This is a genomic window from Lysinibacillus sphaericus OT4b.31 (genome assembly GCF_000392615.1).
Lineage (GTDB): Bacteria > Bacillota > Bacilli > Bacillales_A > Planococcaceae > Lysinibacillus > Lysinibacillus sphaericus_B.
Genome location: NZ_KB933398.1, coordinates 961,198 through 978,661 on the forward strand (window position 1 = coordinate 961,198; position 17,464 = coordinate 978,661).

Consider the following 17,464-nt stretch of genomic DNA (forward strand, 5'->3'; position numbering starts at 1 on the left):
AAGTAGTTATGAAGGGAGTAGCGGGCATGATCGTTCTACTTGGCACACCCAACCAAGGACAGAATGAGTTTCTGCTAAATGTCATGTTCGCTAAAAGCTCCATTTTAAGCTGAAGACTAACGAATTCGATATTTACTAATTTTGTAGAACCAAGTGAAAGGATGATAAGGGATTGACCCGAAAATTACGTGTGCTTGTGTGTGGTACAAGGTTTGGCCAATTTTATTTAGAAGCCATACAGAAATCTAATTTATTTGAATTATCTGGTATTTTAGCGCAAGGAAGTCAAAGGTCGCGTAGTTGTGCTAGCGTTTATAAAACGGACTTATATACGGATATAGAGGATGTACCTAAAGATATTGATATTGCTTGCATTGTTGTACCTACTAGTATTATGGGGGGCTCTGGTACAGAGCTCGCTATACAGTTCATGAAAAAGGGAATTCATGTCTTATTAGAACAGCCAGTCCATTATCAAAATTTACTAGAATGTTACCGTGTGGCCAAACAATATAATGTTAAGTTTATCGTGGGAGATCTATATGTAAATTTGCCTTATGTAACAAAATTTATTGGAATTGCTCAAAAAATTATGGAGAAAGAAGATCTTGTATACCTTAATGTTGATATGGCAACCCAAGTTTCATTTCCATTAGCCCATATATTAGCAAAGCTCTTTGGAAATTTACAACCTTGGGGAGTGAAAGATTTTATTTCAGACAATATGCCGTTTCAAATCCTCTCCATAATGATAAAAGGTGTTCCGACAACGATTAGAGCACAAAATCAAGTAGATGTAGTGGTCTCTGATAGTTACATGCATTTAATGCATCAGATAACATTAGGGTTCGATAGTGGTAAATTAACTCTTTTTGATACCAATGGGCCGGTCGTTTGGACACCCAGGATGCAAATACCTGATATTGCTCTTATTCCTAGAGAGTTGAAGCAACAATCTTCATATTCACTAACTACGCCAGTTTTTGAGGGCTTTGAACCAAATTACAATTCGACGTATCAAGAGATTCTGACAACGACTTGGCCATCAGCTATTTTAAAAGATGTCGAGAGATTATATAACTTGATAACGAAGGACATGAATTCGATAGAGATGAGGAAAGAGGGTCAACAGATTATTCAAACAGCACAGCTGTGGAGTGATATAACGAGTGCATTGGGTTATCCCAATGATTATAGGAAAACGGAAAAACCATTCTTAAATATCGAGGAGATAAAAACACAGTTTCGTAAAGAAGCGACTATGGACTATCGATATGAACAATTAACAGTGGATAGTGTTCAACAAGCTGTAGCGAAATTTAACGAGGTTTGTTTAAAAACCATTTTACTAGAACTCCAAAAGAACAATACGTTAAATACGAAAGGTAAAGTATATCGATTTGACGATATTAACAGTTCAATCAAAATAGCCGAGAACTTTCAATTTGTCCTCAAAAGATGGTTAACATCACTTGCAAAGCATGATTATCTTATTTGTGTACATACAGGTTATGTATTGAACTATCCAGTCCTGACTTCTGATGAAGTGCAACGTGATTGGCTAGGACTCAAATCACGCTGGTCAGAGCAATTAATGCCGGAGAAAGTCATGGACTATTTTTATCGTCACGCGCTACTACTAGGTGATTTATTGACGGGGAAACAGTCTGCTGTACAACTACTATTCCAAGATGGTGAGATGGATATAGCAACAGCCTTATACAAGGAAACAATGATCGCTTATTATCTCAATAACGAAGTATCCAATATTGTCAAAGCACGAATTGCTCTGAAAAACGAGGTGCAATTATTAGAAATTGGTGCTGGAACAGGTGCCACCTCTACAGTGGTCATAGATGCCATTATTAACAATCAACTACAAAAAAATATAAAACGTTATATGTTTAGTGATGTTTCTAGTTATTTTCTCAATGAAGCCAAAAAAACGTTCCAAGACATTAACTGGATGGACTATATGAAATTAGATATAGAAAACGAGACAGATATGTCATTAATTGAGAATGATTCTCAAAACATTATTCTAGCAGCGGGTGTTTTAAATAATGTCAAAAATACAAAAGAGGTTTTATTAAGACTGAAATTGTTATTAAAAAATGATGGCATGGTCTTACTAACAGAAGCAGATGGTGAATCGTTACAAATATTAATTTCACAAGTATTTATGATGGAGCCTGCTGATGATAAAAGAAAAGGGACATCCTCTACTTTTTTAACGACTTCACAGTGGTTGGAAATATTTAATGAAGTGGGATTCAAATGTATGTCTATTCAACCGGATAAAGGACATAAATTATATCCGCTAGGGCAGCGATTATTTGTGCTAGAAAAAATAGAAGGAGGAAGCTGTAATGGATAGGAAAGTATGGTTTCCATTCTCACGTGATAATCTGCGTGAAGTTAATTTATTTTGCTTTCATCATGCTGGTGGATCAGCCTCCAATTTTAAAGGTTGGGTGTCAGAATGTAAGCAAGTAAATGTTTATGGTGTAGAACTACCAGGGAAAGGAACACGAAGAATTGAAGAACCCATTTTAAACATTACTGAATTAGGTGTGAAAATGGCAAAAGCCATTGAAAGTATTTCAAAAAATAGAAAAGTAGTCTTACTCGGACATAGCATGGGTGCCGCAATGGCATTTGAAGTCGCTCACTATCTTGAAAATTTTACAGACATAGAACTTCAACTTTTAGTCGTGGTAAGTCGCCAAGCACCTCATTGTGAAGGCAAGGATCGATATCATTCAACGATGGCAGATCATTATTTAATACAGGAGTTACATCGACAAGGTGGTACGCCACAACAATTATTAGAAAATCAAGAATTTATTAATTTTGTTATCCCCTCTATAAAAAATGATTATATCTTGCATGAGTCTTTTTCCTATAATGGACAGAAATTGAACACGCCGATTATTGCTCATTACGGAGAGGATGATATGGATTTAACTGAGACAGATATACTACAGTGGCAAGAGATGACGCATAATGAATTTTCTATTCAAAAATTTCAGGGTGGTCACTTTTTCTTTTATGAATTAGGTAACAAGTATTTAAAAATAATTGAAGACAGCATCATTCATCATAACGTCAACGCATTATGACAAACTTACTTCAATCCATAAATGTCTATTTATATAGAACAAGTGATAGCAGTAATCATGATTCTGATTTTTTTAAGCGCTATATTCTCTTTAAGGAAACGGGATGCAAGGAAATTCAATTTGAATTTGGCCCCTATGGAAAGCCGTATGTAAAATTACCAGGCTATGCTGACCTTCATTTTAATATATCACACACGGGTCATTATCTTGTAGGTGCTGTTTCAGTAGGGAGTTTTATTGGTATAGATATTGAATGTTTAAGGCCAATTGAGTTTGACTGTATTGACTATTTTATGAGTGAACAAGAAATAGCACAATTCAATAAATTCACATTAGAAGAAGAAAAGCTAGATTATTTTTATACCATTTGGACATTAAAAGAAGCTTATGCCAAAATGCTGGGTGTGGGCTTAAATATGAACCTGGCAGAAGTAAGTTTTTCTCTCAAAAATCAGCAAATTAAAACAGCGGTAGGGGATGTATGTTGTCATTCAATGATCGTTGATAATCTATACCGTCTGTCTCTCGTTAGTAATATACAGATGAAAATAAATGTAGTGAATATCAGACAGAACCTATTAATAGAAGAAGCAGATAATAACTATTTCAAATAAGTGAGTTGAAAACTATGGAAAAAATAAAACTTTCTGAAATCCTTCAGAATTTTCAAAACCAGGATACCTTATTTAAGACACCTGAAAAACTGTTGTTGTGTAAAGAGGGACAAAAAAGATTGACTATAGAATATAAAGATCCTTCAAAGTTCAAAGAAGAAATAAGAGGCTTACAAAAGCAATATAACAATCAAATGATTATTGGGGCGATTCCATTTGATGGACGTTCTAAAGCAACAATTATTGTTCCAAAAAAACTTGCGTATTATCATAAGTCTGATTTCATAGATGACTTACAAATAGCTTCTCAGCCCTTGACTGTAGAACATAGTAAAGTTATGCCTGATAGACAGCAATTTAACGCCATGGTGTCAAATGCAATTCATTGTATTAATGATAAGCAATTTAAAAAAGTAGTTCTGGCAAGAACATTAAACTTCCATTTAGAAACTGAGCCGCAAATCTCTTCATGGTTAAAAAACTTAATATATAAAAATAAACAAGGCTATATTTTTTCAATTGGTATGGATGACTTCCAAAACCTTATTGGGGCAAGTCCAGAGTTGCTCGTTAAAAAGGAAGGAAATAGTGTCACGATTAATCCATTAGCTGGTTCACGCAAACAAACGTTTAATAAGGTAAAAGATACCGATTTAGAAAAAGAATTGCTTAACTCAGAAAAGGATTTGCATGAACATAAAATCGTTGTGGATTATATGTGTGAGACATTACGCCCTTATTTAAGTGATATGGAATTCAATGACAAGCCAGCAATCCTTTATACAGATACAATGATTCATTTATCTACTGTTATCAAAGGCAAAGTTAAAAATGATACGATGGATGCATTGGATTTGGCTCAATTGTTACACCCCACACCTGCAATATGTGGAGCGCCACAAAAACAATCTTTAGACTTTATACAGAAAACAGAGCCATTTAACCGAGGTTTTTATACAGGCATAGTTGGGTATATGGACAGTAAAGGTGACGGGGAATGGGTAATTACCATTCGTTGTGCTGAAATAAATAATAAGGATATTACATTATTTGCGGGAGCTGGCATTGTTAATAGCTCAGAGCAGGATAGTGAATACAATGAGATTTCGGCAAAATTCACAACCATGTTAGATGCAATGGGGATAACAGAGTAATTACAAGTGTTCAGTTTTAGTAATTTGACTTAAAGAGGGCAATCCAATTAACAAGGTTTCGGGTATGGTCAGCATGCCCGAAACCTTTTGTCTACAATCTGGCATGTCTAACTGATGTAGACAAATTCAAAAAATAGAGTTTGTATGAACCCGTTGATTGCCGCTACGGCGGCCGCTTTTCGCGGGCATGGCTTGCAGGCGATGCTTACTTTTACTGCTATGAATTTTAAGAAGCAGCTAATTAGACATGGCCAAATCCAATAGTAAAAATAGTTGCTCGTAGCTTACTTCTGTCGTTAATAGGGGCTATTTGGTATTACTATTTGTGATAAAATATCAAAAGGTATTCGGAATAATCACATTCCGAATACCTTTTATCGTCAGTCTGGGCTACATGTTTTTTTATTAATATTTAATCCACCTATTCATCAAACTTTAGTCCTTTTAATAAATCCGCAAAGGCGTTATTAATTGGCTCTTCCGCTTTATTCTGCTGTTTCATATAGTTTTGTACAGCACGTTTGTCTACTTTACCGCCGCCTTCTTTTTTACGGCGGGCTTCGAATGCAGATAACTTTTCACGATGACCACATTTACATACGAAAATTTGACCATCGCCCTCACCACGAAGTTCTAACTTTTTCTTACATTGTGGACAGCGAGCATTTGTGACACGAGCTACGTTTTTACGATGACCACATTCGCGATCCTGGCACACAAGCATTTTGCCTTTTTTGCCATTCACTTCAAGCATTGGTTTACCGCAATCTGGGCACGATTTTGTTGAGATGTTGTCATGTTTATATTTTTTATCACTAGATTTGATAGTAGAAACGATTTCTTTTGTATGATTTTTCATTTCATTGATAAAGGTTTCTTTTTTTAGTTTACCGTTCGCGATTTGCTCTAGCTTTTGCTCCCACTGGGCTGTCGTAGCAGGGGACTTTAATTCTTCTGGTACTAAATCAAGCAGCTGACGACCTTTTGATGTAATATGAATGTCTTTACCACGCTTTTCAATCACGAATGAATTAAATAGCTTTTCAATAATATCTGCACGAGTGGCAACCGTACCAAGTCCGCCAGTAGATTTTAACGTGTCTGCAAGCTGTTTATCGCTTGTTTCCATGTATTTCGCAGGGTTTTCCATTGCAGATAGTAAGGTCGCCTCATTGAAGCGTGCAGGTGGCTTTGTTTGCCCTGACGTTTGTGCAATTAGTTTTGTTTTTAATGTTTGTCCTTTTTCTAGACGAGGAAGGATTTGTTCTTTAACATCTTCACCTTGGTCGTCATCATCAAATCGATTTTCGTACACTTCTTTCCAACCAGCGTTGATAATTGTTTTGCCACGCGCAACAAATTTCTCATCGCCAATTGTTGCATTCAATGTAAGCTGTTCGTATTCAAAAGCAGGGAAAAGAACGGCTAAGAACCGTTTGATAACAAGGTCATAGATTTTTCGCTCCTTATCGGTCATCGCAGAGAAATTCACGTAACCCTCGGTTGGAATGATGGCATGGTGGTCTGATACCTTACTATCATCTACAAACGATTTAGAAGCCTTTATTTGTTTGTTTAAGACTTTGTTTGTTAAAGAACGATATTCGCCAATTCCACACGCTTTTAAACGCTCAGGAAGGGTACTAACGATGTCGGATGAGATATAACGTGAATCTGTACGAGGGTACGTTAATACTTTATGCTGCTCATACAGCTTTTGCATAATGTTCAGCGTTTCTTTTGCAGAATATCCAAAGATTTTATTCGCATCACGTTGTAGCTCTGTTAAGTCATAAAGTCCTGGAGAAAACATCTTTTTAGGTTTACGATCAATATCAGTTACAAGAGCATCCTTGCTGCCAAGCTTTTTAACGATTGCATCGACCTTTTCTTTATCGAAGCTACGACTATTACCGTTTTTATCTTGCCAAGTTAGTTTTAGCTTATCAGCTGTTTGTGCTTCAATACCGTAATATGTTTGTGGCTTGAAGTGCTTAATTTCATCTTCACGTTTCGCGATAATTGCCACGACAGGCGTTTGCACACGTCCTGTATTTAATTGAGAATTATATTTTGTACTGAGCGCTCTTGTTGCATTCAGCCCCAAATACCAATCTGCCTCAGAACGTGCTACTGCTGCATGATATAAATTTTCGTATGCTTTACCAGGCTTTAAATTAGCAAAACCATCTTTAATCGCTTTATCTGTTACAGATGATATCCACAGTCGCTTAATTGGTTTATTTACCTTCGCTTTTTCGATAATCCAGCGTGCCACAAGCTCACCTTCACGCCCAGCATCAGTCGCAATGATGATTTCATTTACATCACCACGTGTTAATTGAGCTTTTGCAGCGTTGTATTGTTTACCTGATTGTTTAATAACCGTCAATTTAAGACGTTCTGGTAACATTGGCAAATCTTCTAAGTTCCATGTTTTATATTTCACATCATAGCTTTCTGGATCAGCTAACGTTACAAGATGACCTAGAGCCCATGTAACAATGTATTTATCTCCTTCAAGATAACCATTTCCTTTTTTATTGCAATTCAACACACGCGCGATATCGCGAGCTACTGAGGGTTTTTCAGCTAGTACTACACTTTTAGCCATAAATAACATCCTTTCATAAATCCTTGTGTTTAATATAGCATATCGAAATCATAATAATAATTATTATGCTGAAGTCACGATTTAGAATGGAATCTAAAATTCCTATACATATCATGAAAATTACTATCGTATTGTTTGAATAGAGATAGAAAATACGAGGTTATTGAATTATGATGACGAGCGATTTTATCTCCAATATATTTTGATTCTCCAGGAGACTATTTAGTAGCTGAATTGATCTAATTGTAGGGAAGTTTTCAAATATTGCTGTCATTTGACCAGAACGTTTCTTACGTCATTACGTAATCGTAGTTGGCGCTATCTTATATTCAATTAGAAAAAAACTTAAAAACAGAAATTTTAGAAAAAATATTGAAGCGTGAAAATCACTATGCTAGGCTATGTAACGTGGAAAAATATGTATATGATTCGGAAAATCAAATGAAAAAAGGGTGCACTTCAATTTGGTGGATAATAGGTCAATATTACATATCATGCAAGAAATATTTCATACAATTTCAAAAAGCCAACAAAAAGTAGCAACCTTTATTTTTACAATTAGCAGTTTGTTGGTATGCACTCAGCTACAAATGTTGGGGGCAAGCAGGGGTAAGCGAAACGACAGTTATTCGATTTGCTATGCAATTGGATTATCGGGATATGCACAATTGCAGCGAGAGGTTACGATGCACATATAGGCAACAGTAGTAGTTTGCAAAATTAGTTGAAATTAAAGCAAGAACTTTTTGAAAAGCCCGTTTTTATGAAATCGATGGAGTTGAATAAAATGAATAAGGTTTTACAAAGTTTACAGCCAAGAATGGCTGAAATTTTTTCACATTTACATGCGCATGCAGAAATTAGTTGGCAGGAACAGCAAACGACACAATACATTGCAAATTTACTGAAGGAAGCCAATTTGGATCCACAAATGTTCGACGACATGACGGGGCTTTATGTTGATATTGGTAAAGGAACGCCAAAGGTAGGCTTTCGAACAGATATAGACGCGCTTTGGCAAGAAGTAGACGGTGTTTTTAAGGCAAATCATTCTTGTGGACACGATGGCCATATGACGATGGCTATTGGGACGGCATTACTTTTAAAGGGCATGGAGCCAGCACTTCCTGGTGCAGTGCGTATCCTTTTTCAACCGGCAGAAGAGAAGGCAGAGGGTGCTCGTGCATTAGTCGAAAAAGGTATTATTGATGACTTGGACTACTTGTTCGGGGTTCATGTTCGTCCACTTAAAGAATTACAGGATGGAACGTATGCACCAGCACTGTATCATGGAGCGGCGAAGCTTTTTACGGGTACCATTTTCGGAGAACAGGCACATGGTGCATGGCCTGAACTTGGCATTAATGCGATTGAGGTAGGGGCAGCAATTGTAGAAGGGCTACAAAAAATTTGGACAGATCCGAATGTATCGGCTTCGGCTAAAATGACACAATTTAATGCAGGAGGCACTTCCGCTAATGTTATTCCTGGAAAAGCAACATTTAGTATTGATGCGCGAGCACAAACGAATGAAGTGATGCATGCGTTAACAGAAGGTATTGAACGTGTAAAGGCATCTGTAGAGGTAATGTATAGTGCAAAGATCGACCTGCAAGTAGCTGCTCATATTGTCGCTGCACTAGTGCATGATGAGGCATTGGAACATATGCGTGCAGCGATTATTGATGTGGTTGGGCATACAGCGTGCGCATCACCAGTTGTTACACCAGGCGGGGAAGACTTTCATTTTTATACGTATGAAAAACCAGAGCTCAAAGCTACGATGCTTGGACTAGGCTGTGGAGTTACACCAGGATTACATCATCCAAACATGACATTTAATAGAGAACGTCTTGTAACAGGTGTAGATATTATTACAAAAGCTATTTTACGTGCGTTATCAGATGTAACTTCGCATGGAGATAGCAAGCCGTAACAGAGTGCACTAGTGCAGCATTCATTCAACGACCTGAATGTAGTGACACAAAGAGACTAATACACAATGCGCTTAATCTCTTGTTTGTAGAAAGGGCTTAAGCGCCTGTAATACGGAACTTACTAGATGGAATGTTTACCATCAGCCGATTATTGAGGAACGTAGACTAAGAGAGCCACGTCCTATGGCGTCGCCTAAGTGACCAACATCATATTGACCTAAATGAACAAGAAAGAGGCAAATCCGATGGTCGGTAGTGTTATATGGTGAATCTTACTATTTTAACATTGTAATTAAATGTAAAAAATATTATTTATATAATAGTAATGGTAATACCTTATTTAAGGAGATTATTCTCATTATACTGGTCTATTCAATTTTTACGATGGATTTGCCGATTGCTGAACAGGAAGACGAACGGTTGATGGGTGCCCTTCTTTATGGCTAGAAAATTTAATGGTGTCCTAAGTAGTTGTAGGTCTATTAAATCGAAACTGTGTATCAAAAATTCAATAACACATGCTAGACCCAAGAAAATAGACTTTAAGAAGCCTCTTTTTTTATTGCGAAAATGGGTGCATGAAAGCTTAATGGAATTCATACATATTATGTATATGAGTAATAATTGACACAAAGTAAATTTCTATAGCTAAAAAGAGAAATTATATTGAGCTATTGAAAGATATTATATAAAGATAAGTATCATACGGAATTTAAGTGATGTAATTATTTCTACATTAAGTAAAATAAATTCTCGTAATTACTTTTAATTTCTTTGTTAATGCTAGACACCTTTTTTTGAGAATGCTATATTAATGGTGTCATAGTATTTTTATAATTAGGTAAAATAAGTAAAAAGTTATTTCCTGATTATAGGGGATGATGGAGTAGAGTCATAAAGAGGATGATGGATGCCTATGGTAAAGAAAACATTAAAACAACGAATTGTAGACGCTTCTGTAGTACTGTTTCAGCAAGATGGCTACCACAGTGTAACTGTCGACCGAATTGTCGAATATATTGGTGCATCAAAAGGTGGGTTTTATCATAATTTCAAATCAAAGGATGAATTGTTGTATGAAATTCATGATGTGTTTATTTCCTATGTTATAAAGCAATCACAGGAAGCTTACGATCAATACAACACACCGATTACACGTTTATGTGCAATGGTTCATACGCTGTCACAAGTGTTTGATGTGTATCAGGCACATATAATTGTATTTTATGAAGAAAGTCGTTCGCTACCAGAAGAGTACAGCGAGCTTATTCATAAAAAACGTGACCAATATCGGGATATTTTACAGAAAGTTATTGCTGAAGGTCAGGCGACAAATGATTTTCGTTCGGAATTGCCGTGTACGATTGTAACAATGGCCATTGTTGGGATGATTAACTGGACATATAAATGGTTTAAACAAACAGGGCCATTGACTATGGATGAAATTACGGAAGTCTTTACGGATATGATATTACGTGCAATCGTCACTGAACAAGCTATGGAAGAAGCAATTCAATTTATGGTAGAGGTGAAGCCAGCTACAGGGACTGGTTTTATTAATTAGTAATACAAACCGACTAGTCGGTACAGATTTAAGCAATTGTAATCTTAACAAAATCTGCTATGGCGAATTTAAAACTAGGGGGAACTTGGAATGAATTTTGAACTAACAAAAGAGCAAGTGATGATTCGAGACATGGTTCGTGATTTTGCAGAAAAAGAAATTAAACCTTATGCGCGTGAAGTAGATGAAACTTCCACAATGAGAATAGAAAGCTTTGAAAAAATGGCAGAACTAGGCTTATTGGGTATCCCGTTTCCTGAAGAATACGGTGGTTCAGGTGGAGATACGGTATCTTATGCAATTGCTGTTGAAGAAATTGGTCGCGCGTGTGGGGGAACAGGGTTAAGTTATGCAGCTGCAGTTAGCTTAGGTGCTTCGCCAATTTATAATTTTGGAACAGAGGAGCAAAAACGTGAATGGCTTGTTCCTTTAGCGAAGGGTGAAACACTGGGGGCATTTGGTTTAACAGAGCCCAATGCAGGCTCTGATGCTGGAGGCACACGCACAACAGCGGTGGTTGATGGTGATGATTATGTCATTAATGGTGAAAAATGTTGGATTACGAATGCAGGTCATGCCCGTCAAATTATCGTGACTGCAGTAACAGGTAAACGCGAAGATGGTAAAAAAATTATCTCGTCTATTATCGTACCGACTAATACACCTGGTGTAACAATCAACTGTAATTATGACAAAATGGGTGTGCGTGGCTCAAATACATGTGAGATTGTATTACAAAACGTCCGTGTACCAAGGACTAATCTATTAGGTGATGAAAAACGTGGATTTAGCCAATTTTTAAATACTTTAGATGGGGGACGAATTTCTATCGCAGCGTTATCAGTGGGAATCGCGCAGGCAGCCTATGAAAAAGCATTGCAATTCGCAAAAGAACGCGAACAATTTGGGGCACCTATCTCCAAATTACAAGCAATACAGTTTAAATTAGCTGACATGGCAATGGAAATAGAGCTTGCTCGTACGTTAGTACATAAGGCAGCATGGTTAAAGGATCAAAAGAAACCATTTGGCAAAGAAGCAGCGATGGCAAAATTATTTGCTTCAGAAATGGGTTTCCGTACTTGCAATCAAGCAATTCAAATTCACGGTGGTTCAGGATATATGAAGGAATATGACGTAGAGCGTCATTTGCGTGACATTAAATTAATGGAAATTGGTGAAGGTACATCAGAGATTCAAAGACTTGTTATTTCTCGTCTAATAGGCTGTTAATAAGTAAATAGCACATATAAGGGGGATTTTCATGGCACAACTGGTGTATCAAACAATTGGTCAGTTGCTAGATGAACAAACTGAAAAGTATCCGAAACGTGAAGCACTTGTGTATGCAGATAGAGATTTGCGAATGACTTATGAGGAGCTAAATCACCAAAGTCGCTTAGTTGCTAGAGCATTAATGTCCCTTGGCATTGAAAAGGGAGACCATATTGCTGTGTGGACAACAAATGTACCTGAATGGGTGCAGCTACAGTTTGGTACAGGAAAAATGGGTGCCCCAATTGTCACTGTAAACACAAATTATCGTGCACATGAATTGGAATATTTATTAAAGCAATCAGATGCAAAAACGATTATTTTAATTGAAAATTTTCGAGACCATTCTTTTATCAATACACTGCAAGAGTTATGTCCGGAGCTAGAACATTGTGAACCAGGTAATTTACAATCGAAGCGACTACCTTTATTGAAAAATGTTATTTTAATTGGCAATACGAAATACCCTGGTGTGCTCAATTGGTCAGATGTATTAACTGCTGCTGAACAAGTGACAGAAGAACAATTACATCAAAGACAGCAAACGCTACATTATGATGACGTCATTAATATTCAATATACATCAGGGACAACTGGATTTCCAAAGGGCGTAATGTTAACGCATTATAACTTAGTGAATAATGCATTAAATATTGCTGAATGCATGCGATTAACCTACGAAGATCGCTTATGTATACCTGTTCCATTTTTCCATTGCTTTGGCTGCGTCATTGGTACATTAGCGATTACAACAAGCGGGGGGACGATGGTGCCAGTACAGGAGTTCTCACCTACGGAAGTGTTACGAACAGTAGCGAAAGAAAAATGTACAGCGTTACATGGCGTACCGACGATGTTTATCAGTGAATTGAATTTACCGAATTTTTCGTCATATGAGTTATCATCATTACGCACAGGTGTAATGGCCGGCTCTAACTGTCCAATCGAAGTCATGAAAGCTGTTATTGACAAAATGGGGATGACAGATGTGACAATCTGCTATGGGCAAACCGAAGCTTCACCCGTTATTACACAAACGAGAGCAGATGACCCATTCGATTTAAAAGTCGAGACAGTTGGTCGTGCATTACCAAGTCTAGAAGTGAAAATCATGGTTCCTGGCACAGATGAGGAAGCAGCTCCAAATGAGCAAGGTGAGCTCTGTACTAGAGGCTATCACGTAATGAAGGGCTACTACAAAAATCTTGAGGAAACAAAACTTGCTATCGATCAGAAAGGTTGGCTTCACACAGGTGATTTGGCAACGAAGGATGAAGCAGGTTATGTCCGAGTAACTGGTCGTTTGAAGGACATGATTATCCGTGGTGGTGAAAATTTATATCCACGTGAAATTGAGGAATTTCTTTACACTCATCCGAAAATTTCTGATGTACAGGTGGCAGGCGTACCTGATCCAGTTTATGGGGAGGAAGCGGCTGCATGGATAATTTTACGTGAAGGTGAACAGGTAACAGAAGATGAAATTCGAGATTTTTGTAGAGATAAAATTTCGAAACATAAAATTCCAAAGTATATATTCTTTATTGAGCACTATCCAATGACAGCGTCAGGAAAAGTACAAAAATTTAAATTACGTGAGGGCTTTGCTGCAACGGTGAAGTAAAAGGGGGCAGAAAAATGTTTGAGAAAATTTTAATTGCCAATCGTGGTGAAATAGCTAGACGTATTATTAGAACATGTAAACGACTGAATATTCAGACTGTCGCTGTTTATTCAGAAGCGGATGCTGAAAGTTTACATGTTAGGGAGGCAGACCAAGCATTTTGTATTGGAAAGCCACCTGTAGCACAAAGCTATTTAAATATGGAACGTATTCTTGAAGTAGCAAGGGAAAGTGGTGCTGATGCCATCCATCCTGGTTATGGCTTATTATCGGAAAACGCTAAATTTGCTCAACGCTGTACAGAAGAAGGCCTAGTCTTTATTGGACCGAGTGCCGATGTTATTGCGTCAATGGGCAGTAAATTAGAAGCTAGAAAGACGATGAAAGCGGCAGGTGTACCCATTGTAGAAGGTGTAGAAACAGCAGTGCAAGATAGTGCTGAAGCTATTGAAATTGCTTCCCGTCTAGGATATCCCATTATGTTGAAAGCTTCTGCTGGTGGCGGTGGTATCGGTATGCAACTCGTGGAAAATGACGACGAGTTAGCGAAAGCCTTCGAAGGTAATCAAAAACGCGCACAATCGTTTTTTGGTGATGGCACGATGTATATGGAACGATTTATTGCGAATCCCCATCATGTGGAAGTGCAAATTATCGCTGATCATGCGGGTAATGTTGTGCCGTTATTTGAACGGGAGTGCTCTATTCAAAGGCGCAATCAAAAAGTAGTGGAGGAGGCACCATCTCCATTCATCTCAGAAGAAACACGGCTGCGTATGTTAGAAGCTTCTATACAGGCAGTCAAACATATAGGCTATGTCAATGCCGGTACGATTGAATACTTGGTAGATGCTGAGCAAAATTTTTATTTTTTAGAGATGAATACACGCCTACAAGTTGAACATCCAGTGACCGAAGAGATCACGAAGTTGGATTTAGTAGAGGAACAATTAAAAGTTGCAGCTAAGCAGCCATTAACCATTACGCGTGACAGCATTGAAAAAAAGGGGCATGCAATAGAAGTACGAATTTATGCAGAGAATCCAACGACTTTCTTCCCATCCCCAGGTAAGATTACAGCACTTGAGTTGCCAACTGGGGAAGGTATTCGTCATGAATGCGGAGTAGAAACTGGCTCAATGGTGACGCCGTTTTATGATCCAATGATTAGTAAATTAGTCGTCTGGGGTGAAACACGCATGATTGCGTGTGAGCGACTTATTCAAGCACTTAAAGAGTATAAAATAGAAGGCATCCAAACTAATATTTCGATGCTCTTGAAAACTGTAACCCATGAGCAGTTTTTACAAGGAAATACAACGACTAAGTTCGTAGAGGAATATTATTTACCGCAACTAACGGAAACAAAATAACGATACTTGAATGAAGGGCTTCTCTACAGCATTTGCGCCTCATGCCGTATGGCGTTAAAGGTAAATAAGAACGATTTATATGCAGAGCGGAGAATCGTACGCTGTGTACGGCGGCGCAAATGCATACAAAGTTTAAACAAGAGGATGGGGAACATTCCAGGTTGATTCTAGGAGTAGCCTGTTCACTATCAATTATTTGGAGGGATTATGATGGCAATGGTTAAAGCAAGTATGGCAGGAACAGTATGGAAGATCGTAGTAGCAGAAGGCGAGAAAGTAACAGCAGGGCAAGATGTAGCAATCTTAGAATCAATGAAAATGGAGATTCCGATTGCTGCAGAAGAAGACGGCGTTGTGTCAAAAATTGTAGCCAATGAGGGAGATTTCATTAACGTAGATGACGATATTTTAGAAATCGAATAAGGAGGCTTCTGTATGCAGCTACCGAAGCATGTAACGTTAAAGGAAGTTGGTCCCCGTGACGGTTTGCAAAATGAAAAAATACACATTGCTACTGCAGATAAAATACAGCTAGTGAATTTACTTAGTCAGACGGGATTAAATTATATTGAGGTAACGTCATTTGTCCATCCAAAATGGATTCCTCAATTGGCGGATGCGGTAGAGGTATTGCAAGCCATCAAGCGAGAAAAAGATATAACATATGCGGCACTTGTACCAAATATGCGTGGCTTAGAACGTGCATTGCAGGCTGATATTGATGAAGTGAACGTCTTTATGTCTGCAAGTGAAAGCCATAATCAAAATAATATCAATAAAACAATCGCTGAAACATTTCCTATACTACAGGAAGTAGTAACAGCAGCGAAAGCTGAGCATAAAAGCGTACGTGGTTACATCTCAACGGTAATCGGATGCCCATATGAAGGCTACATACAGCCAGAAAAGGTTTTACGAGTAACAGATAAATTACTAGAAATGGGCGTTGATGAAATTTCGCTAGGCGATACAATCGGCGTTGGTGTACCGACACAAGTAGAGTCACTTTTAGAAGAGCTATTCAAAAGGTATCCAGCACAAAAATTTGCCATGCATTTTCACGATACGCGTGGTACAGCACTTGTAAATATCATGAAATCCTTAGAAATGGGGATTACAAAATTTGATAGTGCACTAGGTGGACTTGGTGGATGTCCTTACGCAAAAGGGGCATCAGGCAATATTGCCACAGAGGATGTATTGTATTTATTAGATGGAATGGATATAAAAACGGGAGTGGACATGAGTTCGTTGTTAAAAGCGGCATATTTCATTGAACAAAAGCTAGGGAAATCAGTTGCGTCTAAACAAATGGCAATTGTCCGTAATGAAGGGAGTGCTAATGTGCTATGACACAACTTGTTCGTTTTGAATTATTAGCAGGTAACATAGGACTCATCACGCTATCAAGACCTGAAGCAGCAAATGCAATGTCCGTACAGTTATTGAATGAACTTGGAACTATGCTGGATCAAGTGAACGGAGACCCGGCAGTGCGTGTTGTATTGCTAACAGGCGCAGGAGAAAAGGCATTTTGTGCAGGGGCAGATTTAAAAGAGCGTAAAGGCATGACTGACCGCCAAGTAAAACAAATTGTACACTTAATTGGTGCGACAGTTGCGAAAGTAGAAGCTTTGGCACAACCAGTAATTGCTGTGTTAAATGGTGTTGCATTTGGTGGTGGACTTGAGTTGGCCCTTGCTTGTGATTTACGTATGGCAGCCGCACACACAAAATTAGGTCTTACTGAGACATCACTAGGTATTATCCCGGGAGCAGGAGGCACACAACGTTTACCGCGCCTCATTGGCATCGGAAAAGCGAAGGAATTAATATATACAGCACGTCGATTAAACGCATTGGAAGCAAAGGACTACGGCATAGTAGAGTATGTATTTGACGGCCATGAGCTACAGGAAAAGGCACAGCAACTTGCGCTCGAAATGACGAAAAATGCGCCGTTATCTCTTATGCAGGCGAAAATTGCTATTAATCAAGGTATTGAAGTAGATTTAGCAACTGGCTTGAAAATTGAATCTCTTGCATATAGTGCGCTTATTCCAACGGAGGACCGTTTGGAAGGCTTGCTTGCTTTCCAGGAAAAGCGAGCGCCACAATATTTGGGACAGTAATGTACTTTGATTCATTAATGTCTCGCATTTCGATTGTGGTGAGCATAGGTGTAAT

At 38.0% G+C, this 17,464-nt stretch carries 13 protein-coding genes; 12 read left to right on the forward strand and 1 reads right to left on the reverse strand.

The annotated features are described in order from the left end of the window. Positions 1–172 precede the first annotated feature (172 nt). From H131_RS04375 to H131_RS04390, 4 genes are read left to right on the forward strand one after another with little or no spacing between them, the layout of a single operon-like run. Entirely contained in the window at positions 173–2,377 is a 2,205-nt protein-coding gene (locus H131_RS04375) for a bifunctional Gfo/Idh/MocA family oxidoreductase/class I SAM-dependent methyltransferase (RefSeq protein WP_010857853.1), read from the forward strand. Beyond that, the gene (locus H131_RS04380) at positions 2,370–3,122 is read left to right on the forward strand and encodes a thioesterase II family protein (RefSeq protein WP_010857854.1); all 753 of its coding nucleotides are present in this window, start codon (positions 2,370–2,372) and stop codon (positions 3,120–3,122) included. Before H131_RS04375 ends, H131_RS04380 begins: the two co-directional genes overlap by 8 nt. Then, on the forward strand, positions 3,119–3,736 hold the full coding sequence (locus H131_RS22990; protein WP_010857855.1) for a 4'-phosphopantetheinyl transferase family protein: 618 nt from the start codon (positions 3,119–3,121) through the stop codon (positions 3,734–3,736). The genes H131_RS04380 and H131_RS22990 overlap by 4 nt, the downstream gene beginning before the upstream one ends. Positions 3,737–3,750: 14 nt before the next feature. After that, complete coding sequence (locus tag H131_RS04390; RefSeq protein WP_010857856.1) at positions 3,751–4,890, forward strand: isochorismate synthase; 1,140 nt, start codon at positions 3,751–3,753, stop codon at positions 4,888–4,890. A 421-nt stretch (positions 4,891–5,311) separates the two neighbouring features. Here H131_RS04390 and H131_RS04395 read toward each other — a convergent pair whose 3' ends face one another. Next, on the reverse strand, positions 5,312–7,504 hold the full coding sequence (locus H131_RS04395; protein WP_010857857.1) for a DNA topoisomerase III: 2,193 nt from the start codon (positions 7,502–7,504) through the stop codon (positions 5,312–5,314). Positions 7,505–8,291: 787 nt separating this feature from the next. Between H131_RS04395 and H131_RS04400 the strand changes: the two genes are divergently transcribed. The 8 genes from H131_RS04400 to H131_RS04435 all read left to right on the forward strand — a co-directional run bounded on the left by H131_RS04400 (position 8,292) and on the right by H131_RS04435 (position 17,409). Next, positions 8,292–9,440 carry a M20 peptidase aminoacylase family protein gene (locus H131_RS04400; protein WP_010857858.1) on the forward strand — a complete coding sequence of 383 codons (1,149 nt, stop codon included), beginning with the start codon at positions 8,292–8,294 and terminating at the stop codon, positions 9,438–9,440. 917 nt (positions 9,441–10,357) lie between these two features. Then, entirely contained in the window at positions 10,358–11,005 is a 648-nt protein-coding gene (locus tag H131_RS04405) for a TetR/AcrR family transcriptional regulator (protein ID WP_036131055.1), read from the forward strand. A gap of 90 nt (positions 11,006–11,095) precedes the next feature. After that, on the forward strand, positions 11,096–12,238 hold the full coding sequence (locus H131_RS04410) for an acyl-CoA dehydrogenase (protein ID WP_010857861.1): 1,143 nt from the start codon (positions 11,096–11,098) through the stop codon (positions 12,236–12,238). 31 nt (positions 12,239–12,269) lie between these two features. Further along, positions 12,270–13,904, forward strand: a complete 1,635-nt coding sequence (locus H131_RS04415; protein ID WP_010857862.1) for an AMP-binding protein — start codon at positions 12,270–12,272, stop codon at positions 13,902–13,904. 14 nt (positions 13,905–13,918) lie between these two features. Further along, positions 13,919–15,277 (forward strand): acetyl-CoA carboxylase biotin carboxylase subunit, encoded by a 1,359-nt coding sequence (locus H131_RS04420; RefSeq protein ID WP_010857863.1) that lies wholly within the window; start codon positions 13,919–13,921, stop codon positions 15,275–15,277. Positions 15,278–15,487: 210 nt separating this feature from the next. After that, a complete protein-coding gene (locus tag H131_RS04425) occupies positions 15,488–15,700 on the forward strand; it encodes an acetyl-CoA carboxylase biotin carboxyl carrier protein subunit (protein ID WP_010857864.1) in 213 nt (70 codons plus the stop codon). 12 nt (positions 15,701–15,712) lie between these two features. Beyond that, complete coding sequence (locus H131_RS04430) at positions 15,713–16,630, forward strand: hydroxymethylglutaryl-CoA lyase (protein ID WP_010857865.1); 918 nt, start codon at positions 15,713–15,715, stop codon at positions 16,628–16,630. Then, on the forward strand, positions 16,627–17,409 hold the full coding sequence (locus tag H131_RS04435) for an enoyl-CoA hydratase (RefSeq protein ID WP_010857866.1): 783 nt from the start codon (positions 16,627–16,629) through the stop codon (positions 17,407–17,409). Before H131_RS04430 ends, H131_RS04435 begins: the two co-directional genes overlap by 4 nt. The last annotated feature ends 55 nt before the right edge of the window (positions 17,410–17,464 follow it).